Annotated in this window: 21 protein-coding genes and 2 pseudogenes; 13 read left to right on the forward strand and 10 right to left on the reverse strand. The window is 72.8% G+C overall.

Features of this window, described 5'->3' with window-relative positions; translation table 11 throughout:
* Nucleotides 1-413: pseudogene (locus BT364_RS41845) on the reverse strand (hypothetical protein); the annotation flags it as partial.
* A 233-nt stretch (nucleotides 414-646) separates the two neighbouring features.
* Between BT364_RS41845 and BT364_RS30885 the strand changes: the two are divergent.
* The 13 genes from BT364_RS30885 to BT364_RS43460 all read left to right on the forward strand — a co-directional run bounded on the left by BT364_RS30885 (nucleotide 647) and on the right by BT364_RS43460 (nucleotide 12759).
* A complete protein-coding gene (locus BT364_RS30885; protein ID WP_072488538.1) occupies nucleotides 647-2197 on the forward strand; it encodes a phage tail sheath family protein in 1551 nt (516 codons plus the stop codon).
* Nucleotides 2198-2274: 77 nt separating this feature from the next.
* Nucleotides 2275-2718, forward strand: a complete 444-nt coding sequence (locus tag BT364_RS30890) for a phage tail protein (protein WP_072488539.1) — start codon at nucleotides 2275-2277, stop codon at nucleotides 2716-2718.
* Complete coding sequence (locus tag BT364_RS30895) at nucleotides 2718-3176, forward strand: hypothetical protein (RefSeq protein WP_072488540.1); 459 nt, start codon at nucleotides 2718-2720, stop codon at nucleotides 3174-3176. The genes BT364_RS30890 and BT364_RS30895 overlap by 1 nt, the downstream gene beginning before the upstream one ends.
* Nucleotides 3173-3316 (forward strand): DUF6760 family protein, encoded by a 144-nt coding sequence (locus tag BT364_RS41850; RefSeq protein ID WP_093896703.1) that lies wholly within the window; start codon nucleotides 3173-3175, stop codon nucleotides 3314-3316. The genes BT364_RS30895 and BT364_RS41850 overlap by 4 nt, the downstream gene beginning before the upstream one ends.
* A gap of 29 nt (nucleotides 3317-3345) precedes the next feature.
* Entirely contained in the window at nucleotides 3346-5109 is a 1764-nt protein-coding gene (locus tag BT364_RS41855) for a hypothetical protein (RefSeq protein WP_072488541.1), read from the forward strand.
* Between the two features lie 59 nt (nucleotides 5110-5168).
* Nucleotides 5169-5606: a phage tail protein gene (locus BT364_RS30905; protein WP_072488542.1), complete on the forward strand. Its 438-nt coding sequence runs from the start codon at nucleotides 5169-5171 to the stop codon at nucleotides 5604-5606.
* Between the two features lie 5 nt (nucleotides 5607-5611).
* Complete coding sequence (locus tag BT364_RS30910; protein ID WP_072488543.1) at nucleotides 5612-6415, forward strand: CIS tube protein; 804 nt, start codon at nucleotides 5612-5614, stop codon at nucleotides 6413-6415.
* On the forward strand, nucleotides 6415-8427 hold the full coding sequence (locus BT364_RS30915) for a VgrG-related protein (protein ID WP_072488544.1): 2013 nt from the start codon (nucleotides 6415-6417) through the stop codon (nucleotides 8425-8427). The genes BT364_RS30910 and BT364_RS30915 overlap by 1 nt, the downstream gene beginning before the upstream one ends.
* Before the next feature lie 36 nt (nucleotides 8428-8463).
* Nucleotides 8464-8757: a PAAR domain-containing protein gene (locus BT364_RS30920; protein WP_072488545.1), complete on the forward strand. Its 294-nt coding sequence runs from the start codon at nucleotides 8464-8466 to the stop codon at nucleotides 8755-8757.
* A 6-nt stretch (nucleotides 8758-8763) separates the two neighbouring features.
* On the forward strand, nucleotides 8764-9177 hold the full coding sequence (locus BT364_RS30925) for a GPW/gp25 family protein (protein ID WP_072488546.1): 414 nt from the start codon (nucleotides 8764-8766) through the stop codon (nucleotides 9175-9177).
* Nucleotides 9174-11132, forward strand: a complete 1959-nt coding sequence (locus tag BT364_RS30930) for a putative baseplate assembly protein (RefSeq protein ID WP_072488547.1) — start codon at nucleotides 9174-9176, stop codon at nucleotides 11130-11132. The genes BT364_RS30925 and BT364_RS30930 overlap by 4 nt, the downstream gene beginning before the upstream one ends.
* Nucleotides 11133-11137: 5 nt before the next feature.
* Nucleotides 11138-11671 carry a phage tail protein gene (locus tag BT364_RS30935; protein ID WP_072488548.1) on the forward strand — a complete coding sequence of 178 codons (534 nt, stop codon included), beginning with the start codon at nucleotides 11138-11140 and terminating at the stop codon, nucleotides 11669-11671.
* Nucleotides 11668-12759, forward strand: a complete 1092-nt coding sequence (locus BT364_RS43460; protein ID WP_256260292.1) for a discoidin domain-containing protein — start codon at nucleotides 11668-11670, stop codon at nucleotides 12757-12759. Before BT364_RS30935 ends, BT364_RS43460 begins: the two co-directional genes overlap by 4 nt.
* Before the next feature lie 21 nt (nucleotides 12760-12780).
* On the opposite strand, the gene BT364_RS30945 is transcribed toward BT364_RS43460, so the two are convergent.
* From BT364_RS30945 to BT364_RS30985, 9 genes and pseudogenes are all read right to left on the reverse strand, one after another.
* Nucleotides 12781-14127 (reverse strand): type III PLP-dependent enzyme domain-containing protein, encoded by a 1347-nt coding sequence (locus BT364_RS30945; RefSeq protein ID WP_072488549.1) that lies wholly within the window; start codon nucleotides 14125-14127, stop codon nucleotides 12781-12783.
* Nucleotides 14128-14284: 157 nt separating this feature from the next.
* Complete coding sequence (locus BT364_RS30950; protein WP_072488550.1) at nucleotides 14285-15958, reverse strand: PucR family transcriptional regulator; 1674 nt, start codon at nucleotides 15956-15958, stop codon at nucleotides 14285-14287.
* Between the two features lie 68 nt (nucleotides 15959-16026).
* A pseudogene (locus BT364_RS30955) lies at nucleotides 16027-16402 on the reverse strand (cytochrome P450); the annotation flags it as partial.
* Between the two features lie 73 nt (nucleotides 16403-16475).
* Nucleotides 16476-17135, reverse strand: a complete 660-nt coding sequence (locus BT364_RS30960) for a hypothetical protein (RefSeq protein ID WP_072488552.1) — start codon at nucleotides 17133-17135, stop codon at nucleotides 16476-16478.
* A 467-nt stretch (nucleotides 17136-17602) separates the two neighbouring features.
* The gene (locus BT364_RS30965; RefSeq protein ID WP_079179701.1) at nucleotides 17603-18856 is read right to left on the reverse strand and encodes a mannosyltransferase family protein; all 1254 of its coding nucleotides are present in this window, start codon (nucleotides 18854-18856) and stop codon (nucleotides 17603-17605) included.
* 87 nt (nucleotides 18857-18943) lie between these two features.
* Nucleotides 18944-19354, reverse strand: coding sequence for a hypothetical protein (locus tag BT364_RS30970; protein WP_072488553.1), 411 nt, complete (start codon nucleotides 19352-19354; stop codon nucleotides 18944-18946).
* The gene (locus BT364_RS30975) at nucleotides 19347-19844 is read right to left on the reverse strand and encodes a SigE family RNA polymerase sigma factor (RefSeq protein ID WP_072488554.1); all 498 of its coding nucleotides are present in this window, start codon (nucleotides 19842-19844) and stop codon (nucleotides 19347-19349) included. Before BT364_RS30975 ends, BT364_RS30970 begins: the two co-directional genes overlap by 8 nt.
* Nucleotides 19845-20376: 532 nt before the next feature.
* The gene (locus BT364_RS30980; protein WP_072488555.1) at nucleotides 20377-21270 is read right to left on the reverse strand and encodes a phosphorothioated DNA-binding restriction endonuclease; all 894 of its coding nucleotides are present in this window, start codon (nucleotides 21268-21270) and stop codon (nucleotides 20377-20379) included.
* A 112-nt stretch (nucleotides 21271-21382) separates the two neighbouring features.
* Nucleotides 21383-22036: a TetR/AcrR family transcriptional regulator gene (locus tag BT364_RS30985; protein WP_072488556.1), complete on the reverse strand. Its 654-nt coding sequence runs from the start codon at nucleotides 22034-22036 to the stop codon at nucleotides 21383-21385.
* Nucleotides 22037-22187 lie beyond the last annotated feature (151 nt).

A 22187-nucleotide genomic window follows, 5' to 3' on the forward strand; every position in this document is an offset into this window, starting at 1 on the left:
TTCGCGGCGTTCATCTTCTCCGCGTTGGCCGCCTTGCCCTGCGCCTCCTTGTCATCCGGGGGCGCCACCGCCGCGTCCTGCGCCGACTTCGACTCCGTGGCAGCGGGCGCGTGGTGGGCCAGGCGGAGTTTCTTCGCGGCCACATCGGACTTGACCTTGCGGAAGCCGGGGGCCTGGGCCGGGGACGGCTTCACCGGGGCCGTGTAGCGCTGGGCGACCAGGCGGGAGACGGCCCTGTTGCCCGCCGCGCGTTGCAGGTGTTGCAGGTTGCGGGGGGCGGGGGCTGGGCGATCGCCCGGTGGGCGCGCCGGTGCGGTCGTCGTACGGGAGACGTCCGTACGCGGGCCACCTGTACGAGAGGAAGCGTCGCCGGTACGGCCAGAGGCGGGGTCCTTCTCCGGAACCGCCCTCATCCGCCCTCCCGGCCGCACATGTCCCTGTCGGCGTCCCAGGGTGTGCGCGGGGCCCGCGCGACACACAGCGCAGGAGCACCACGGTCGGGGGCAGTGCCCGGCGGTACGCACGGCGCGGGGGCATTGCCTGATCGGGCAGCGGCCGGTGCACGGGTGGGCGGCCGAGTGTCCGTTCCCGGTGATCGCCGCTCTCGCAAGAATTGCGGGCGTTCCCCGGCCAAGGAGAGACTCACATGCCGTCGTACCTGTCCCCGGGCGTCTACGTCGAAGAGATCGAGTCCGGGTCCCGGCCGATCGAAGGGGTGGGCACCTCGGTCGCCGCCTTCGTCGGCTTCGCCCAGAAGGGCCCGATCGACGAGCCGACGCTGATCACCAACTGGAGCCAGTTCGCTGGCACGTTCGGTGACTTCGTCGACGGTACGTATCTGGCGTCGGCCGTGTACGGGTTCTTCTCCAACGGCGGCGGCGTCTGCTACGTGGTGCGCATCGGTGACGGCACCGAACCGCCGGCCGAAGGGGACGACGAACGGAGCGCCGGGCAGCTGCCCGCGGGGTCGGAGACGCAGCTCGGGCCGTACGCGGTGAAGCCCCGCCCCGGTGTGACGGGAGAGGTCACCGTCGAGGTGACCGAGGTGGAGGGGGACGATCCGCCCTCCGACGTCTTCCAGCTGATCGTGAAGCGGGACGGGCAGGTCGCGGAGACGTACCCGGGCGTCACGACCAAGCGCAGCAAGGAGAATGTCGCCACCCGGGTCAACGCGAAGTCGGAGCTCATCGAGATACGCGAGACGGCCCGCGGCGCCGCCCCGGCCAGGCCCGAGCCGCAGAGCGTGACCCTGGCCCCCGCCGCGCCCGCATCGCCCGAGGCCGGGGCGCTGACCCCCGAGCTGTACGTCGGCGACCCCGACCGACGGACCGGTCTCGGTGGGCTCGAAGCGGTCGAAGAGGTCACGACCATCGCCGTACCGGACCTGATGAGTGCGTACGAACGCGGCCTGCTGGACCTGGAGTCGGTGATCGCCGTGCAGCAGGGGCTGATCAGCCACTGCGAGCTGATGGGGGACCGCGTCGCCATTCTCGACCCGCCGCCCGGACTGAGCCCGCAGCAGATCCGCGCCTGGCGCACCGGCCGCGCCAACTTCGACTCCAAGTACGCCACGCTCTACTACCCCTGGATCCGGGTCGCCGACCCCTCGTCCGGGCGCGCCCGGCTCGTCCCGCCGAGCGGCCACATCGCCGGGGTCTGGGCGCGCAACGACGAGTCGCGCGGTGTGCACAAGGCCCCGGCCAACGAGGTCGTGCGCGGGGCGGTCGCCCTCCAGACCCAGCTGACCAAGGGCGAACACGATCTGCTCAACCCGATCGGGCTGAACTGCATCCGGTCCTTCCCCGGGCGTGGCATCCGGGTCTGGGGCGCGCGCACGCTGGCCTCCGACCCCGCCTGGCGCTATCTGAACGTCCGGCGCCTCTTCAACTACCTGGAGGAGTCGATCCTCGCCGGTACGCAGTGGGTCGTCTTCGAGCCGAACGACGACGCCCTGTGGGCCCGTATCCGGCGCACCGTATCGGCGTTCCTGGTCAACGAGTGGCGCAAAGGGGCGCTGTTCGGGCTCACCCCGGAAGAGGCGTTCTACGTCAAGTGCGACCGCGAGACCAACCCGCCGGAGAGCATCGAAGCGGGTCAGGTCATCTGCGAGATCGGGGTGGCACCGGTCAGGCCGGCCGAGTTCGTCGTCTTCCGCCTCTCCCAGCTGACCGGGGGCACCGGCGGCGTCGACGAGTAGCGCCGCCGGGCGCCGGGCCGTAGCAGCGCGGCCGTCCTGAGGTCCACCAAGCGGTAAAAGCGGTAAAGGAGCCTGTTGTGCCACTTCCCGATCTCGACAGCACCGTCGGGGCCTCCTTCGGCCTCGAATTCGACAGCGTCGTCATCAAGCAGATCACCGAGGTCAGCGGTCTGAAGATGGAGCAGGACGTCATCGAGCTGAAGCAGAACACCGCCGACGGCCGCTACGCCATCAAGAAGCTCCCGGGCAGGCCGAAGGCCGGTGAGGTGACCGTGACCCGCGGTCTCACCGAGGACAACAGCTTCGAACGTTGGATCAAGGACTCCCGGTTCGGCCGGATGACCGCGGCCCGCCGCAACGGTGCGGTGATCGTGTACGACCACGAGGGCATCGCCATCAAGCGCTACAAGCTCATCAACGCCTGGCCGAAGTCCCTGGAGATCGGCACCCTCAAGGCCGGTGACACCTCGGTCCTGACGGAGAAGCTCGCGATCACCTACGAGAGCATGGAACTCGACTGATGCGGCGTACGGCTCCGGCCCAGGCCCCTGAGCGGCCGGACGCGCACCTCCCGGCCGGCGGGAGCGGGCGGTCCGGCCAACGGGAGCCGCTCCGTACCGAGTTCACCTTCGAGCTGCCGCGCGGATACGTCGACGACGCGGGTGTCGTGCACCATACGGGCGTCATGCGGCTCGCGACCGCGCGCGACGAACTCGTGCCGCTGCGGGACGACCGGGTGCGGGAGAACTCCGCGTACCTCTCGGTCGTGCTCATCGCCCGGGTCGTCACCCGGATCGGCACGATCGACGACATCCACCCCGGCATCATCGAGGACCTCTTCGCCTCCGACCTGGCTTTTCTCCAGGACTTCTACCGGCGGATCAACGCCGAGGGACACACCCGCGCCGCCGTCACCTGTCCGTCCTGCCAGGAGGAGTTCGCGGTGAATCTCGCCGGTGGCCGCCTGGGGGAATCGTGACGTACGCGGCCGACCTGCTCTACGAGGAGGTCGCGTACCTCGCCTATCACTTCCACTGGCCGCTCGATGAGCTGCTGGACCTGGAGCACCCGGAACGACTGAGGTTCGTCGCACAGATCGCTCGCCTCAACGGGCAGTAGCGAACAGCGCAGGGAGGGCGGGAAAATCCATGGGCCTGATGTCCTGGCTGCGCGGTGGTGGGCGCACGGAGACGAGTACGGGCGCGGAGGCGGGCAGTGCGGGCGCCGCTCAGCCGGCGTCGCCGCGCGAACGGGCCGACCTGTCCGAACTGCCTCCCATCCAGCGGACCCTGGGCACTCAGGACCTGGTCATCGACCCCTCCGGATTCCAGGGGTCGCTCTCCACCCGGCAGGACGCTTCGCTCGGGACACCCCTGGGGCATCTGGTCAGCCCGGACGCGCCCACCGGGCTGGTGCACGGGATCACCACCCCGGCCGCCCCGGTCACCGCGGACCGTCCGTCGCCGGTGCAGCGGTCCGTGGAGCGTTCGGCGGAGCTGCCGGTCGGGGCCCGGTACGCCCCCCTGTCCGTGCCCATGCAGCGCGCCGTCCCGGGTGATGCGCCCGCGATGACGTCGGCCGGGGAGTCGGCCGTGGCGGAGTTGCCGGTGCGCCAACTGGTGGGCGAGCAGCCCCTTGTGACGGCATCCGAATCGGTTGCGCCCGAGCCCGAGCCCGGGCCCGCGGCGCCGAACCCGAACCCGCTCCCGTCCCCGGCTCCGCCCGTTCAACGCTCGGTGATGCCGCCCGCCCCCGGCTCGGTCCGGCGCGCGCCCGGTCTTGGCGCACCCATGTCCGCGCTGCCGCCGACGGCTCAGCGGCAGGCCGCTGTTGAAGGTCCCGGTGCGGAGGCCGGGGGGATTCCGGTTGCCCGGAGCGTGGCGGACGGTGGGGGCAGTGGGGGCGGTGAGGTTTCCGAGGCCGCTCAGGTGCCCGTGACCCCGGAGGCGGAGCCCGACTCCGGTGGGCCCACCGCGCCGCTGCTCGGCGACTCTCCCCTGCTCCCCGCCGCGTCGGACTCCACGCCGCCGGACTCCACACCGCCGGGCCCCGCGCCGGCGGTGCAGCGGACCCCCGCCGTGGAGCCGCAGGTTCCCCTGGCGCCGCCCCCGAGCACCGCTCCGGTCGCGCCGCTGCTCGCCGACCGGCCCGTGACGCTGCAGAACGTGAGCGGTGGCGGGCCGCGGGCCGTACAGCGTTCCGCGGTGGACGGGGTGGCGCCGTCTCCGCCGGCCGGTGCGGGGCCGATGCCGGTGCCAGGTACAGAACCGGTGTCCCTGGCCGATGCCGTTCCGGTGCGCTGGACGTCCGGTGGGGTGGGGGCGCCGTCGATGGCGGCGACACCGTCCGTACCGGCGGCGCTGCAACGTTCCGTCACGGCTCCGGGGCAGGGGACCGGTGCGCCCTCCCCGCCGCTTCACGCCCTTCAGAGGCAGGCAGCCGGGGGGCCGCCGGTGCCTCGTTCACTACCGGGTTCCGGTAGCCGTACCGCACCGTCCGCCGTCCATGCTCCCTCGGCGTCCGGGCCCTCCTTCACCTCGGCCGGTTCGGTCGCCGTGGCCGCCGGGGTGGCGCAGCGGATGGCCGACGGCAGTGTCGTCTTCGGGTCGCCGCCCCCGCCGTACGCGCCGCCCGTCGTCCAGCGCGAGACCGGGACCGAGGAGCCACCACCACCGGATCCGCCCCAGGAGGCCGCGCCCGAACCCGACGCGGAGCCCCGACCGGAACCCGGACCCGCGACCGAGGGCCACGCCGCACCCGGCGCTCCCGGGCACGGCGCCGCCCCAGGAGGTGCGCCCGTCGTCACCGACGAGCTGGTACGCGCCCTGTACCCACCGCTCAGCAGGCTCTTCAAGGCGGATCTGCGGCTGGAACGCGAACGAGCGGGATTCCTCATCAACACCAGGCACTGAGGTCGACACCCGGCACTGAGAACGGCAGTGACAACAAAGGGAAGTGAGAGGTACGCGCCATGGCCACCGCCCAGGAGAACGATCCCGCCGTCAGTGTCTGCTTCGTCGTCACGATCGACGACATCGAGCTCGGATCGTTCAACACATGCGACGGGCTGGGCTGTGAAGTGGTGCTCGAAACCCGGGAGGAGGGCGGCAACAACGGGCATCTGTGGCAGCTGCCGACCCGCCTGAAGTACTCGAACGTCAAGCTGTCCCGGCCGCTGACCAAGGAGACCGAGAAGGTGGCGCGCTGGTTCGCCACCATGACGACCGGGTTCAGCCGCAAGACGGCGCACATCGAGGCGCGGACCGGGGACGGGCAGAAGGTGGCCCAGTGGGGGCTGCTGGAAGTCGTGCCCGTCCGCTGGACCGGCCCCTCCTTCACCCCCGAATCGCCCAAGGTCGCGATGGAGACGATCGAGATCGCCCATCACGGCTATGTGATGGAGGGCTGAGCGTCGTGAGCGGTGCGGGTCCCATCGCCTTCAGTGCCGCCGGTACGTCGGGGGCATCGGCCGCGAAGGCGGGCAAGGGAGGTTCGGCCAGGCCCAAGCTGGAGCACGCCTACCTGGAACTGCGGACCCCGCCGACCGGCGGCGGCCTCACCCCAGGCGGCCCGTGCGGGCGGATCGACTTCCAGTTCAACCCCAAGGAGCTCAGCCTCACCAAGGCGGCCTCCTGGAAGCGGAGTCCGGCCAAGGGTGCGAAGAGCTCCGGCCCGCCGGAGTACCAGGGCTCGCAGCCCAGCAAGCTCACCGTGGAGATGTTCTTCGACGCCAGCGACACCCAGGACACCCGGGTGGTGACCTCCGTGGAGCAGCTCTTCGCGTGCTGCGTGCCGACCGACGAGACCCGGCAGCAGCAGCGTTCCTCGCCGCCGTGGGTGGTCTTCCACTGGGGCGGGCTGACCGGGTTCCCCGGCTACGTCAGTCAAGTACAGGCGAAATACACCCTGTTCACCACGTCGGGCGTGCCGATCCGGGCCGTCTGCCAGGTGACGATGGAGGAGATCAGCGGCGACACCCCGGGCCAGAACCCGACCTCGGGCGCCCTCGCGGCCCGCCGGGTGCACCGGCTGGGCGCCGGGGACTCGCTGCCCTCGCTCGCCCAGCGCGAGTACGGCGACCCGGCGGCCTGGCGGGTGATCGCGGAGGCGAACGGGATCGACGACCCGATGCGGCTGGCCCCCGGACGGCAGCTGCTGCTCCCCGCGCTCGACGAGCTGAGCCGGCTCGAAGAGGGCCGGGACGGAGGGCGGTCCTGATGGCGCAGCCGGGCGTCGCGACGGCGCTGGTGGTGGAGCTCGGCGGCAGTCCGCTGCCGCCGAAGTTCGTGAACACCCTGGTCGAGGGGTACGTCGACGACAGCCGGACGCTGCCCGACCTGTTCCTGCTGCGCTTCCGCGACCCGGACCGGGTGCTGCTGGGCCAGACCGGGCTGAAGATCGGCAGCGAGGTCAGGCTGCTGGCCCGGGCGGGCGGCGACTCGGCACCGAAACCGCTGCTGAAGGGCGTGGTCACCGCCCTGGAGGTGGAGCTCGACGAGACCGGCACCTTCACCGTCGTACGCGGGCTCGACGAGTCGCACCGGCTGTTCCGCGGCCGCAGGGTCGCCAGCTACCAGAACATGACGCTCGCCGACATCTGCGCCCAGGTCGCCCAGCGCGCCGGACTGAAGCCGGGCAAGGTCGACGTGGCCGGTCCGGTGCTCGAACACATCGCCCAGCCCAACGTCACCGACTGGGAGTTCGTCCGCGACCTGGCCGAGGAGGCGGGCGCCCAGGCGTACGTGCTCGACGGACAGCTGCACATCACCCGGCCCGCGGAGGCGAGCGGTGCACCGGACGGCTCGGCGCGCGCCGACCGCAATCCGCTGGTCCTGGAGATGGGCAGCAACCTGCTGCGCTGCCGGGCCGGGGTGTCGTCCGCCGAGCAGGTCTCCGAGGTCGAGGTTCGCGGCTGGGACGTCAAGACCAAGCAGCCGCTCGTCGGGCGGGCGCCCGCCGGGAAGTCGGCGACCCTGGAGCTGGGGGTGAGCGCGGCCGAGGTGTCCGCCCCGTTCGGCGAGGCGCGCTTCGTGGTCACGGACGCGGCGTACGGGGCACAGGCCCAGGTGGACCAGGCGGCGAAGGCCCTGGCCGAGCGGATCGCCGGGTCGTTCGCGGAGCTGGAGGCGGTGATCCGGGGGAACCCGGAGGTGCGGGCCGGCAGCGCGGTGGCGCTCAACGCGGTGGGGGCGCCGTTCGAGGGGCGGTACACGGTCACGTCGTCGCGGCATGTCTTCGACCCGGTGCGCGGTTACGAGACCTGGCTCACCGTCTCCGGCCAGCAGGAGCGTTCGCTGTTCGGGCTGACCGGCGGGGGCCCGGGCTCCGGCGGGTCCGGCGCGGGAGGCGGGGGCGGGTCGCGCTGCGCGGGGCTGGTCAGCGGGACGGTCACCGACACCCAGGACCCGGAGGGCTCGGGCCGGGTCAAGGTGCGGTTCCCCTGGCTGTCGGACGAGTACGCGAGCGACTGGGCGCGCACGGCCCAGTCGGGCGGGACGAGCGGCGGAGAGGCGTTCATCCCCGAGGTCGGGGACGAGGTGCTGGTGGGGTTCGAGCACGGGCACCTGGACCGCCCGTACGTCCTCGCCGGTCTGTACAACGGGAAGGACCGGCCGTCCCAGGGCAGCAGCAGTGGCGGCAGTGGCGGCGGAGGAGGCGGCGGGGGCCCGGCCGGAGGTGGGCCGGGAGGCGCGGCCGATGCCGTGACCGGCGCACCGTCCACCTCGGAACCCACCTCGGGACCCGCCCCGGAATCCGCCCCGGGAGGCTCGCTGGTCGACCCGACCAGCGGGGCCGTCAACCGGCGTTCGGTCGCCTCCAAGAGCGGCAACCAGCTGGAGATCCTGGACGACGCCAACGGCCCGCAGGGCGTACGCCTGCTCACCGGCGACGGAAAGCTGAAGATCGACCTGGACCGCCGGGGCACCGTGATCGTGATCAACAGCGACGGCAGCGTGAACATCGAGGCCAAGCAGCAGGTGTCCATCAAGGCGGCCCGCGGGGTCGCGCTGGACGGCGGGCAGGGAACGCTCGAACTCAGCGGCGACAGCGTCACGTTGAAGTCCCGCAGCGGAGTGAACGTCGACGGCGGGAACGGCGAGGTCAAGCTCTCCACCGGCGGCACGGTCGACGTCCGGGGCGCCCAGGTAGCGGTCAACGGAACGCAGCGCACCGACATCAAGGGCGGCGGCTCCCTGGCCATCAACGCACCCATGGTGCGGATCAACTGACCGCGCGGACGCGCCGATCGAGAGGAACGGACTTCCATGTCAGCAGCCGCGGCGGCAGCCGCACGGGTCGGCGACCCCACCGGACACCCCGGCACGGTCGGGCCCCCCGGCGTCCCGACCGTGCTGATCGGCGGGCTCCCCGCCGCCACGGTCGGCACCCCGCACCTGTGCGCGATGCCGCCGCCCGCGGTGCACGCCCCGTCCGCGATATCGCCGCCCGGCAGCACCACGGTGCTGATCGGCGGGCAGCCCGCCGCACGCGTCGGGGACCGGGCCGCCTGCGGCGCACCCATCGTGTCCGGGTGCCCGACGGTACTGATCGGAGGCTGAGCGTCCATGGGTCAGGAGTTCATCGGCGCGGGCTGGGCCTTCCCGCCGCGCACCGACGCCACCGGTTCCATCGCCCTGGTGCGCGGGGAGCACGAGCTGGAGGAGTCGATCCGGCTGATCCTGGCGACGTCACCGGGCGAGCGGCCGATGCGGCCCGAGTTCGGCTGCGCCGTCAACGACTACGTGTTCGCCCCGGCGGACGCCGGTACGGCCGGGCAGCTCGCGTACGAGGTGCGCCTCGCGCTGGACCGGTGGGAGCCCCGGATCGAGGTCACCGAGGTCGTCGTCCGGTTCGACGAGGTGGACAACGGCGTCCTGTACATCGACATCGGCTACACCGTCCGGGGCGCCAACGACCCCCGGAACCTGGTCTTTCCGTTCTATGTGATCCCGCAGCACGAGGAGGTGGACGGCGCGTGACGCTGCCCAGCCCGTATCTGGACGACCGCCGCTTCCAGGGCCTGGTCGACGAGGCGAAACGGCTCGTCCAGCAGCGCTGCCCCGAGTGGTCCGACCACAATGTGTCGGACCCGGGCGTGACCCTCATCGAGGCCTTCGCGACCATGGTCGACCAGCTCGTCTACCGGGTGAACCGGGTCCCGGAGAAGAGCTATCTGACCTTCCTCGACCTGATCGGGGTCCGGCTCCACCAGCCCACGGCCGCCCGCACCGATGTGACGTTCCGGCTCTCCGCGCCGCAGCCGGAGCCGGTACGGGTGCGGGCAGGCACGGAGGTCGCGACCGTGCGCACGGAGACCGAGGAGGCGGTGGTCTTCACCACCGTCGGGGAACTGTCCATAGTTCCCTGCGAGTTCGCCCACCTCGCCACCTGGCCGACGTCCGGCGACGCCCTGGACCGTACCGAGGAACTCGCGCTCGGCCGGTCCGTGCCCTGCTTCGGCGCCACGCCCGCGCTCGGCGACGCCCTCTACGTGGGCCTGTCCGCGGCCGTCCCGTCGGGAGTCGTCGTGCTGCGGCTGGACTGCTCGGTCGAGGGCGTCGGCGTGGACCCGCTGCGGCCGCCGCTGGTCTGGGAGGCGTGGGACGGCAGCGCCTGGAAGGCCTGCGAGATCGAGAAGGACGACACCGGCGGCTTCAACCGGTCCGGAGAGCTGATCCTGCACCTGCCTCAGGGCCACACGCCCGCCGTCGTCGTACGCCGGACCGGCGGCTGGCTGCGCTGCCGTCTGGTGGAGGCCGCCCCGGGGCAGCCCACCTACATGGCGCCCCCGGTGGTCCGCCGGATCACCGCGTTCACGATCGGCGCGACCGTCGGCGCCGTGCACGCCGAGACGGTGACCGACGAGGTGCTCGGCCCGGCCGAGGGCGTACCCGGCCAGATCTTCACGGTGAGCCGGCCGCCGGTCGTCCCCGGCGACTTCGTCGTCGAGGTCGCGGATTCGGAGGGAGGCCCGCAGGGCACGGAGTGGACCCGGGTCGACGACTTCGCGCACTCCGGCCCCGAGGACCGGCACATCACCCTCGACCCCAACTCGGGGCGGGTCGAATTCGGTCCGGCGGTACGGGAGCGCGACGGCTCGATCCGCCACTACGGCAAGGTGCCGCCGAAGGGCGCCACCGTACGCGTGCGCTCGTACCGCACCGGCGGCGGGCTGCGCGGCAATGTCGCCACCTCCACGCTCCGGGTGCTGCGCAGCGCCATCCCGTACGTGGCCCGGGTGGAGAACCGCCGGCCCGCGCTCGGCGGGGTCGACGGCGAGACGGTGGAGAACGCCCGGGTGCGCGGTCCGATGACACTGCGGACCCTGCGCCGGGCCGTCGTGCCGCACGACTACGAACTGCTCGCCCGGGAGGTCGCACCCGACGCGTCCCGGGTCCAGTGCATCCCGGCCGGCGGGGACTCGGACGTCGAGGCGGGCGGGGTGCGGCTGCTCGTCGTACCGGCCGGGCGCAGCGACGAGCAGGGCCGGATCCAGTTCGACGAGCTGATCCCGCCGCAGCAGACCCTCGCCCTGATCGCGGGCCATCTGGACGAACGAAGGCCCATCGGGGCCCGGTTGGTGGTCGAGCGGCCCTTCTACCAGGGGGTCACCGTGGTCGCCACGGTCCAGGCCCGCCGGGGCGTCGTGCTGGAGCAGGTGCGCGAGGAGGCGCTGACCGCGCTCTACAGCTACTTCAACCCGCTGAGCGGCGGACCGGGCCGCGACGGCTGGCCGTTCGGCCGGCCGATCCAGTCGGGCGAGGCGTTCGCCGTACTGCAGCAGGTGCCGGGCGTGGACCTGGTGGAGGACGTGCGCCTCTTCCCCGCCGACCCCGTGAACGGGCAGCGCGGCGAACCCACCACCAAGATCGCGCTGGACCGGCACGCGCTGGTCTTCAGCTACGAGCACCAGCTCCGGGTACGGGAGGCCTGACCGCCATGCGCACAGCCGTGACCGGCCTGCCGACCCCGCACCCGCTGATCGAACAGCTCCCGGCGGTCTACCTGGAGCAGGACTTCCTGCGCCGGTTCCTCGCGGCGCTCGACGACGTGCTCGCCCCGGTCCTGCTCTCCATCGACAATCTGCCCGCCCACCTCGACCCCCGCAGCGCGCCCGAGGACTTCCTGGCCTGGCTGGCCCAGTGGGTGGCCGTCGACACCCGCGCGGACCAGCCGGTCGAGCAGCGGCGTGCGACGGTGCGCGGCGCGGTCGAGCGGCACAGCCGGCGAGGCACCCGGCGCGGCCTCGTGGAGGCGGTGTTCCTGGAGACGGGGATCGAGCCGGACGTCGTGGAGAGCGGCGGCACGGCGTGGTCGACGACGCCGCACACCCAGTTCCCGGGCGGCCCGCGGCCGTGGGTCACGGTCCGGGTCCGGGCCGCGCAGCCGTACCAGGTCGACCGGGTGCGGCTGGAGGAGCTGATCCGTACGGAGATCCCGGCGCATGTGGGCTTCGACCTGGAGGTCTCGTGATCTGCGAGACGTGCGGCCAGAACAACGCGCCGGGGACGCAGTTCTGTACGTCGTGCCAGGCGTTCCTGGAGTGGGAGGCGCCGCAGAACGGCACCCCGACACCTCCGGCCACCCCCGTACCTCCCGTCCCCGCACCCTCGGCCCCCGCGCCGCAGCCGACACCCCGCCCGCACCCCACCCCTCAGCCCCAACCGGCCCCCCAGCCCCAGCGCCGGCCGCCCGTTCCCGCGCCCGCCGCCCCGCGTCGCCCCGGTGACGATCCGGACGAGCCGGTGCCGGGGCCCGAGGCGCTGCCCGACGTACCGCCCGGCCCGGCGAACACACCCCCGGGCCCGCCGCCCGTTCCGCCGATCCGCTGCCCCAACTGCCGTACGGAGAACGCCCCGGACCGCACCCTGTGCATCCGCTGCGCGCTGCTCCTGGACCCGGGCCCGCCGCCCGATGTCCGGCCTCCCTGGTGGCGCCGGATCTTCCGGCGGCGACCGCGTCGGGCGCCCACCGCGGGCACCCGGCCGAAGCGCCGGCTGTGGCGCCGCCCCGGTCTGGCACTGCCGATCGTGCTGATCGTGCTGGCGTGCGGGGTCTGGTTCGCCCTGCCGCACCTGTCCGGCTGGTTCGGCTTCGCCAAGGACGAGACGGGGACGCCGGAGGCGGTGCCGCCCACCCGGTTCCGGGCCTCCAGCAGGGCTCCGGGGCATCCGGCGGGTGCGGCGTTCGACGGCTTCAACAACCGCTACTGGGCGCCCTCGGCCGCCGGGCCCGACACCGGGGTGGGCCAGTACCTGGAGTGCGACTTCGAGCAGCCCGTACGGGTGCTGAAGCTGGTCGTCTTCTCGGGTACGTCGGCCAAGATGGACGAGTTCCTCACCCAGGCCCGCCCGGCCAGGATCACCGTCCTGCTCACCTCCGCCGACGGAACCAGCGTCACCAAGAAGCTGCGGGTCAAGGACCAGCCGGGCCAGCAGACCTTCGACCTGCGCGGATCGGAGATCGTCAGGGCCCGGCTCACGACCGACACCACCTACGGAGCGGGCCCCGGCCGCCGGCTCGCCGTCGCCGAGATCGAGTTCTTCGGCCGAAGGCCCTGAGGGAGGGGCCCTGACGAGAACTCATTCCGTACGCAGCGCCACCAGGTTGTCCGCCTGCGCGAGGCCGCTCTCCTCGACCACCCCGCGCACGCTCTGCGCCTCGCGCACCGGCGCGAACCGAACCTGCCCGTCGGCGCCCGTGCGGTAGCCGTACACCGCGGGCCGGGGCAGCGAGTTGTACGAGAAGTGCGAGGAGAAGTAGTACGCCCCGGTGTCGTACAGCGCCACCACGTCGCCGGGTTCGACGGCGGGGAGTTCGCGCGCGCTCGCGGTGAGGTCCCCGGCGAAGCAGCAGGGGCCCGCGATGTCGACGATCTCGGCCGGGCCCTGCTTGGGACGGCCGGAGGCGTCGAAGACCCCGACGCGCAGCGGCCAGGAGCCGGGCATGAACACGGTACGGGTGGCGACCTGGGCCCCCGCGTGCGTGACCGCGATCCGCCGCCCGCCGGCGGACTTCGTGTACTCGACGACCGTGCCGATCGTTCCGCTCTTGGCGAGCAGGGAGCGGCCGAACTCGGTGACGAGGGTGTAGCGGCCGTCGAAGAGACCCGGCGCGGCTTCGCGGAGCTCGGCCACGTAGTCGGCGTACGTGGGACGGTCGTCCTCGTCGGCGAAGTTGACGGGCAGGCCGCCGCCGATGTCGATCCCGGTGATCCGGGCGCGGCCCAGCCGGGTGTTGATCCGCTCGGCCAGCTCGTACGCCGCGCGGATGCCCTCGGCGATGAGCGGCAGCGGGCAGCCCTGGGAACCGACGTGCGCGTGCAGCCGGTTGAGCCAGGGCCGGCGCTCGAAGGCCTCGATCACCGCGTCGACGGCCCCCGGGTCACGCAGCGCGACGCCGAACTTCGAGGTCGCGGTCGCGGTGCTCATCGCGCCGATGGCGCCCGCCCCGACCTGCGGGTTCACCCGGAGGCCGATGGGGCCGGAGGCTTCCCGGCCGGACAGCAGGCGGTCCACCCGGGCCATCTCCTGGAAGTTGTCCAGGTTGATCGCGATGCCGTGGGCGAGCGCGAACTCCAGTTCCTGGACCGTCTTCGCGGGGCTGTCGAAGACCAGCCGGTCGTACGTGAACCCGGCGGCAAGGGCCTGCTCCAGCTCCCCGGGCGAGGCGACCTCGCACCCCATCCCCGCGTCCGCCAGCAGCCGCAGCACCGGCACCAGGCCGCACGCCTTGGCGGCGAACGTGTGCCGCACCGGGGCGGGTCCCCCGAACGCCTTGTGCAGCGCCTCCACCGCCGCCAGCACACCGTCCACGTCGAGGAGTCCGATCACGGGCGCGTGCGGACCGAGCAGTCCGTCCTCGACGGCGCGCGCCAGTGCCGCCGTGCGGCGGTCACCGCGCTGCCGGGCCGCCGAGTCTGAAGTCATGCCAACCACCACAACACCCCTTCGTCTGCCACGCCGCCATGTACGGACAGCTTCGGCGCGCAGGGGACGGCGCGTCTTCGACCGACACGACGACGCCCGCCCGATTCCTTTGCCGTACCGGACAGCCGAAGGATCAACGGGAAGCGTTCCCGGGCGGTCAACGGGCAGCGTTCCCCGGCGGCCGGCGGGCCGCGAGCCGCAGCCCGACCTCCGCGAGCAGCCGCACGGCGGGGTCGGCCGGATCGACGCCGAACAGCTCCCGGGCCCGGCGCAGCCGGTACCGCAGGGTGTTGGGGTGCACATTGAGGCGCCGCGCGGCCGTGCCCGTGTCGCAGGAGGCGTCGAGGTAGGCGGCGACCGAATCGCCGTACGCCGAACCGTGCGCCCGGTCGTGCTCCACCATCGCGTGCACCGGTCCCGACAGCGAACCCCACAACGGCTCCACCCGGTCGAGCAGCCGGAGCACCGTCGTCTCGGCGACCACCTCGTCGTACGCCGCGACCGCCGACACCACCTCCCCGGCCGGCCGGCCCTCGGCCCGCTCCCGCAGCACCCGCACCACCAGCTCCGCCGTCTCTCGCGAGGCGGGCAGCCCCGACAGACCCGCCGCCACCGGCCCGGCGCCCGCGAGGACCACGCTGCGCGGCACCGAGCGCGCCGTCGCCAGCAGGGTGCGGGCCGGGCCGGTCTCCCCGTCCCCGGCCGGGACCAGGACGTACAGCCGCCGCCCGGTCCGCGCGGTCACACACCCCGGCCGGTACGCGGCGGCCTGCAGCGCGAGCACATCCAGCACCCGCTGCCCGGCGGTGGCGGTGGACACGGCCTGCTCGTCGTGCACGTCGTACGCCTCCGCGACCACCACCGCGTACGGCCGGTCCGTGGCGACCCCGGCCTCGTGGGCGGCCCGGACGTCCCCGTTCAAAAGCGCGTGCACCGCTCCTTCCCGGGCCCGGGCCGCGGCCCGGCCCCAGGTCTGGTGGTGGGACAGATGCGGCACCGCGGCCCGCGCCGCCGTGCGCAGCGCGGCCGCCGCGTCCTCGGCGAGCGGTTGCCCGTCGGCGGCGGCCCAGATGGAGCCGAGCACCTCGGACCCGTGGCGCACGGCGATGGCCAGCCGCTCGGCGTACCGGGCGTCGGCGGGCAGCCGCACCACGCCGTCGGTGCTCCACAGGGTCCGGAAGAAGCCGCTCTCGCGGAGCTCGACGACCCGCCAGCGGGGGACCTCCTGGCCCAGGATCGTCAGCCGGCGCATCGGATCGGGTTCGTGGTCCAGGCGTGAGTAGGCCAGGACCCGCGACTGCGGGTCCTCGATGGTGATGGCTCCGCCGACCAGGTCCGCCACCGTATTGGCCAGCCCGGACAGATCACCGAGCCGCAGCCCCGCCACCCCGGCCGCCCCGTCGGCCCCGGCCGGGGCGCTGTGCGCCAGAGCGGTCCGCAGGCCGCCGAGCACCTCCGTCCAGCCCTGCCCCGGCCGCCGGGCCAGCAGCGCCGTACGCCCCCGGCCCGCCGCCTCCACCAGCGCCGCCCGCGGGCCCCGGCCGCCCCGCCGCATCACCACGGCGGCGGCCCCGGCCCGGTCGGCGGCGCGCAGCACATCGACGGCCTCGGGCGAGGCGACCTCCACACCGACCGCGAGCAGGATCAGCCCGGTCGCCGCCCAGGTGCCGTCGTCCCGCTCCTCGCCGGGGTCGTGCAGCGCCACACCGGCCACCGGCACGGCGGTACCGCGCGGGGCCACGACGACATCGAGCATCCCGGGGGCGATCAGGCCGAGGATCTGCTCCAGCGAGGGGCCGGTGTCGCGCCGGCCCGGTTCGTGCGTCGGCATCCGCCCATCATGGTCCGCGTCTGCCCATCAGGGTCGGGATCCACCCATCGTGTTCCGGACGACCGGCTTCAGGAACGGAGTCCGTCGAAGGCGACGTTCAGATGACGGGGTCCGCGCAGCACGGCGTTCTGCCGGTACGGGGGCGGGTCCTCCAGCAGGCGCGGGCCGTCGAGCCTGCGGGCGAGTTCGGTCAGGGCGAGTTTTCGGGTCCCTGTTGCCGGAGGCCAGGACGAGCCAGAGGGAGGCGCCCCTGGGGATGGTGGTGCCGGCGATGTCGATGTCCGCGAGGGTGGTGCGCTGCGGGGGCAGTTGCACGGGGGGCTCGAAGCGCAGGAGTTCCTCGACGAGCGGGACGGCCAGCCGGGCGTCCTCGCGCAGCCGGTGGAGGACCTCGGGGTTGCGCAGCAGGGTGAGCATCCCGTTGGTGATGAGGTTGACCGTGGTCACCCGACAGGCTCTCAGCGTGCGAGGGCCGTTCCGGATCCGCGAGCACAGGCGATCCGATGGAGTTATGGAGTCACCGGCTGCCCGACGGGTTCGCCGCGGTGCGTACGAGGATGTGGATGCCGACGACCAGGGCCCACAGCGGGAACGCCAGCTCGGACCAGGCGACGCTGCCCGTCATGAAGAGCAGCGCCAAACCGACGAGGGCGCCCAGAACCGTCAGCGGGCGCGGCAGTACGCCGAGCCGGTACCCGATGGAGGAGGTCGAGAAGATGAAGACCGCGGCCATGCGCATCGAGTAGGTGGTCAGCAGGCCGTACGTGAAGTGCCCGCCGAACAGCCAGAGTTGGCCCCCGGGTTCGGCCCCGGCCGCGTCGGCCGTCGCCAGCAGGCTTCCGGCCGCCGCCGCGGCCCCGAAGAGGGTCGCCACGAAGACCAGTCCGCTGCCCAGGAAGACGGTCGCGAGGAACTTGTCCTCGGCGTCCCCGATGTGTGCGCGTACGGCGCCCATGAACCACAGGAAGGAGATGCCCGCGAACGGGACGAGTTCGAGCGCGGTGCGCACCTCGCGCCGGCGCGAGGGATCGGTGAGCCACTCACCGGTGCCCTTGCCCGGCTCGGACGGGATCGCCAGCCGGATCATGACGATGGCGGCGGCGAGCAGCAGCGCGAAGACGACCCCGGCTGTTCCCGCGGCCCGCGGTGTGCGCAGAGCCTGACCTCGCGTCTTCATGAGCGGTCGTTCGCCTCCTCCGGCTCCGGGGCGGTCGGCGGCCCGACACACCCCGGGACCAGCAAGCACCCGCGCGGGCCCCGGTGCCACCCGGACCGGGCGGGAGGGTGAGCAGCGGCCGGCCGCAGGCCTCGTCGCCGGATCAGCGCGCGAGGCCGGCCGGGCCGCGCAGCCCCTGGAGCACTTCGGCGGCGGAGGGGACGGAGGCCGGGTCGCCGAGTGGGTCCTGGACCCTGTTCGACCTGGCCCTGTTCCAGGACGTGAAGGCCGGACAGGCCGGGTTCCGCGACCAGCTGATCAGCACCTGGGTGGGCTTCGCCGCATCGGGCCGGACGGACTGGCCCCGCTTCCGCGGCGCGGACGGATATGTGCAGACGCCGGCCTCGGACAGCCGGCAGCGCGCGGACTTCGCACGGGACCACCACTACCGGTTCTGGAAGAACCGGAGCCGACCGGGGCGCTCGCGGTCAGCCGGCCCAGCGGCCGGAGAGGAAGGTGACGGCGAAGACGGTCATCAGCGGGGCGGCGACGACGAGGTACGCGGTCTTGACGTGGGGACTTCGCAGGCTCCAGGCGGCGAGACCGGTCCACAGCGGCCACCACAGGAGGGTCGCGCGGGGAACGGAGGTGTACCAGTACGAGGTGCCCAGGGCCCACAGGCTGAGCGCGATGTACGCGGCCTCCGCCCAGCGCCGCCGCCGGAGCAGCAGGCCGCACAGGACGACGCCGACCAGCATGGCGAGGATTTCGGCCTGGCACATCAGGGCGTACCCGGTGGCCTGGGAGTGCCCGAAGGCGGCGTGCCAGGTGTTCTTCCACGCTTCCCAGGGGGCGTGGAAGTCGCGGTACCAGCCGCGCTCCTCGGCGTGCTTCCAGGCCATCCAGTCGGCGGTGTGCGCGTGCAGGTACCAGCTGTAGAGGAACGGCGGCAGGGCGGGCAGCGCCAGCCAGGGCAGACGGCGCCACTGGGAGGGGGTGCGCGCGGTCACCAGGAAGTGCACCGCGAGGGCCGCCGCGAGGAAGAGCCCGCTGACCCGGACGGTGGTGGCCAGGCACGTCAGTACGGCCGCCAGCGGCCAGTTGAGGCGCTGGGCGGCCAGCCAGGCGGGCAGGGCCAGGGCGAGGAAGAGCGCCTCGGTGTAACCGGCGGCCAGGAAGACCGCACACGGGGAGAGCAGGAAGAACAGGGCCGCGCGCTGCCCGGCGGCCTGCGGCAGGTGCAGCCGGGCGATACGGGCCAGGGCCAGCACGGCGACACCGCCCGCGACGAGGGATATCAGCGCACCGGCGGCCGCCCAGCTCGGCACGACGGTGTGCACGGCCCGCAGCAGGAACGGGAAACCGGGGAAGAAGGCCTCCCTGTTGTCCCAGTCGGGCGTCCAGGGACCGGACCGGCCCGGGAAGTAGCCCTGCTGCGCTATGTGCAGGTAGTGCCACCAGTCCCACCGCTGCCACGACGAGAAGAACGAACCGGCATGATGCGTCCCTTCCACGTCGGGGAACAGCCAGCGGGTGCAGTAGGCGGTGGTCCAGATGCCCACCCGGGTCAGCAGGTAGAGCCAGAGCACCTCGCGGTCGGCGGGCCCGAACCGCAGCGGCAGCCGGGCGAAGGGCTTCCTGCCGGATGCCGGGGCGTCGTGTGGCGCGCAGGGAGCGGCCTCGGCCCCAAGGGACGGATGCTCGTGCGGCGGCCGCGGCCGTGGGGGGGTGGAAAGGCTCACAGCACAATCTCCAGCGTTGGTTCAGCGCACACCGAATGGCCCGGTCGGGAATGCGCGGCAGGTCGGTCGGTCGGGAGGACGGGGCGGTCAGGGAGGCGGGAAGGTGACGCTCCGACTGGGCGCCGCCGGCGATGTCGACAGGCTGCCGGAAGGGGTTCTCGTCGGCGGCAGACTGGTCTGCGGCGAGGAGGGCGTGGAGCTCGTGGAGCTCGGCGAGGCCGGCGAGGTCGGCGAGGGGGAGAGCCGGGGCGAGGGAACGGGCGAGGGCGTGTTGGCGGGGGCGGTCGTGCCCGTACCGTCCGGCACCAGCGAGGCCACGGCCGCGCCCGTACCCGAGAAGACCAGGCAGGCCCCGACGGCCAGCGCGACGATCCGGCGCCTGCGCGCTCGCTCCCCGCGCTCGGTGATGTACGAGGTCGGAGCGGAACGCGCGCTGGACTGCCCGGCGGCGGCGGCTTCCTTGAACAGGGACCTCAACGGGTCATGGGCTTCAGACACAGGGCCCCTCCTCGGTACGCGGATCTTGCAGACGATGAGAGAGCGTGGCCCGGCCCCGGGCCAGGTGCGTCTTGACGGTGCTGGCCGCCAGACCGGTCTCCGAGGCGATCTGTTCGACGGTCAGATCGCAGACGTAGTGCAGCGCCAGCGTGCGCCGCTGCTTGGGCGGCAGTTCCCGCAGCGCTTCCACCAGAGCCACCGACTCCGGCCCGGGCGCCTCCACCTGTGGCGGGGCACCACTGCGTTGCCAGGCATCCGCCGCACGACGCCGCACCCGCCACCGGCTCACCGCCAGCCGCCACGCGACCGTACGGATCCACGCCTCGGGCTGCCCGTCACGATCGAGCTGCCGCCGCCGGCTCCAGCCCTTGACGAAAGCTTCCTGCACCACGTCCTGCGCTTCGTGCTGGTCGCCGAGCATCACAAACAGCTGCCCGGTCAGCCGGGCAGCCGTCTGCGCGTAGAACTCTTCGAACTCCTCGACGGTCAACAAACAACTCCTGGATCTCCTCGGTCTCACCGGGCATACGCCCGGCACCCCGCATCCGGACGACACCGGACCCGAAGAAACGGGGTGACGGTGATCACACACCCTCTCGGAGCCGGATCCGGATCCGGGCATACATGAGAAAGAGGTACCAAACCCCTTGACCAACGAGAAATTGGGAGGAGAATCTTCAATACACCAGAAAACCAGAGCGAGCCGCACCGTCGACGGAGACGTTCGTCGGCCGAGTGACCCCCTCGTCGGCTCTGGCCAGGCCCCCGGCAGCTCCTCCGGGCCCGGAGCTTTCAGCGACGGCTGGAAGTCCCGGAACCGAGAAGGACTACCGGGGACTGCATGTGTGGACGGCCATGCGGCCGCGCCCCCGTTCTTCCCCCGCGAACGCGCTCATCGCACCCCGGGGTACGGGATCACCGGTGTTCTCCGTACGGGTCGGCCCCGGCCGCTTCCGCCGCGATTCGGGCGAGCCTGTCCGATAACGACCGCCGCCCGAGGGCGGGTGCGCGGGGGCGGGCGATCACGTCCCGGAGGCAGGGCGCGGGGTGCCGTGGAAGACCTGCTCGGTGTGCCAGGACCGGTGGCGCTCCGCGACCGGGTTCGTGCCCGGCTGCGGGCCGATCAACGGGCGGCCCGCCAGTGCTGTCACGTGCTCGCGGGCTGCCGGGCTCCGCCCGACGAACCTCTGCGAGACCAGGATGCGGTGGCCCTCGCCGACGCCGAGGGCGCCCTTGTCGAACAGCTTGTGGTGCAGTGCGCACAGGCACAGCCCGTTGTCGATGTCGTCCGGGCCGTCGAACGCCCACCAGCGCACGTGCGCGGCCTCCAGCCCGACCGGCACCGCACCGATCCTGCCGTCGTAACCGCAGAAGGCGCACTGGTACTCGTACGCGGTCAGCACCATCTCCCGCATCCGCCGGTCCCGTTGCCGCCGTCCGGCCGGAAGCGGTTCGGACTCCACCGGCACCTGCTCCAGGCCCACCGCCTCGCGCAGCTCGCCGTGGAGCGATGGCGGGAAGTGCTGATCGAGCAGCACCCCGGCGATCCGGCCGAGCAGCGACGGCTCACGTCGCAGGGCTGCGCGCAGCTCCGGTGCCAACCGGCCCGTCGCGCCGGTCGCCCGTAGCTCCAGCACCCCGCTGCCGGGGCTGCCGGGCCCGCGATCGGTACGTACTTCCCACACCCCGTCGCTGACCAGATGGTGGAAGGGATAGGCAGGCGTCGTCCTGTTGGCCGGCCCGTACTCGGTCAGCAGCCGCTTCAGGTCCTCCTCCACCGCGCTGTACCGCAACTCGCCGTCGGCGTCCTCCTGGAACCGGCCGAGGGCGTACAGGAGCAGCAGAGGCTTGTGCGGGGCCCGTATCCCGTTCCCGGTCCATTGCCTCAGCTTCGCGGCACGCTCGACCCAGTCCATGACCGGCGATCGTAGCGAGGTCATCGGGAGGGGGCCGGGCGGCGGTGAACCGCCGCGGGCCGTTCGTAGGGGGAGGACTCAACAGGCCTGCCCCGCAACGCAGTCCGCCGGATCAGGCGGTGGCGTAGTCGGCGAGGGAGGGTTCCAGCAGGTCGAACGCGTGCTCGGCGGCTGCCGCGACCTCGGTGCGGATCCGTGCGGTGCTCCGTCCGGCGAGGGTGAGCTGCTGGATGCGGTCGAAGAGGACGCGGTGGACCGTGCCGAGCAGTCCGGCGGCGGTGCACACGGTGATGTCGTCGCGGGGTACGCCGGTGGCCTCGGCGAGGGTCTCCGCCAGGGCGGCTTCGCGCAGGTCGTGCAGGTCGCGCAGCCGGGTCGTCAGGGTGGGGCTGTCGGCGGTCATGCGGGCGAAGCCGGGGCCGGAGAACCCGGCGACCGGGTCGGTGGCGGCGAGCGCTTCGGTGAAGGCGCGGCGCAGGGCGGCCAGCGCCGACTCACCCGGTCGGCGACCGGACACCGTACCGGCCAGCGAGGTGATGAAGGCGTCCTGCCGGTCCAGGGCCAGGTCTTCCTTGTGCGGGAAGTAGTTGGTGACCGTCTTCTTCGCCACCCTGGCGGCGGCGGCGATCTCGGCGATGGTGGTCTGCTCGAAGCCCTGGGCGAGGAACAGGCGGGTGGCGGCGTCGGAGATGAGCTGACGGCTCTCCTGCTTCTTCGCCTCGCGCAGACCGAGGGGCGGAGCTGGTGGCGCAGTGTGGGTACCCATGGCGCAATCTTACCCTCGTGGTAAGTTTGCCGGAGTTCTTCACCGCCCCTCCCAGCTGCACCGAACACGCCGCAGCCGACACCGTCCTGCTCGCCCGCGGCACCCAGGTACTGCCGTCCCCCTTGGCGGAACCGTGGAGGAGCGGCTCTTC

It is taken from the genome of Streptomyces atratus (genome assembly GCF_900119365.1).
Taxonomy (GTDB): Bacteria; Actinomycetota; Actinomycetes; order Streptomycetales; family Streptomycetaceae; genus Streptomyces; species Streptomyces atratus_B.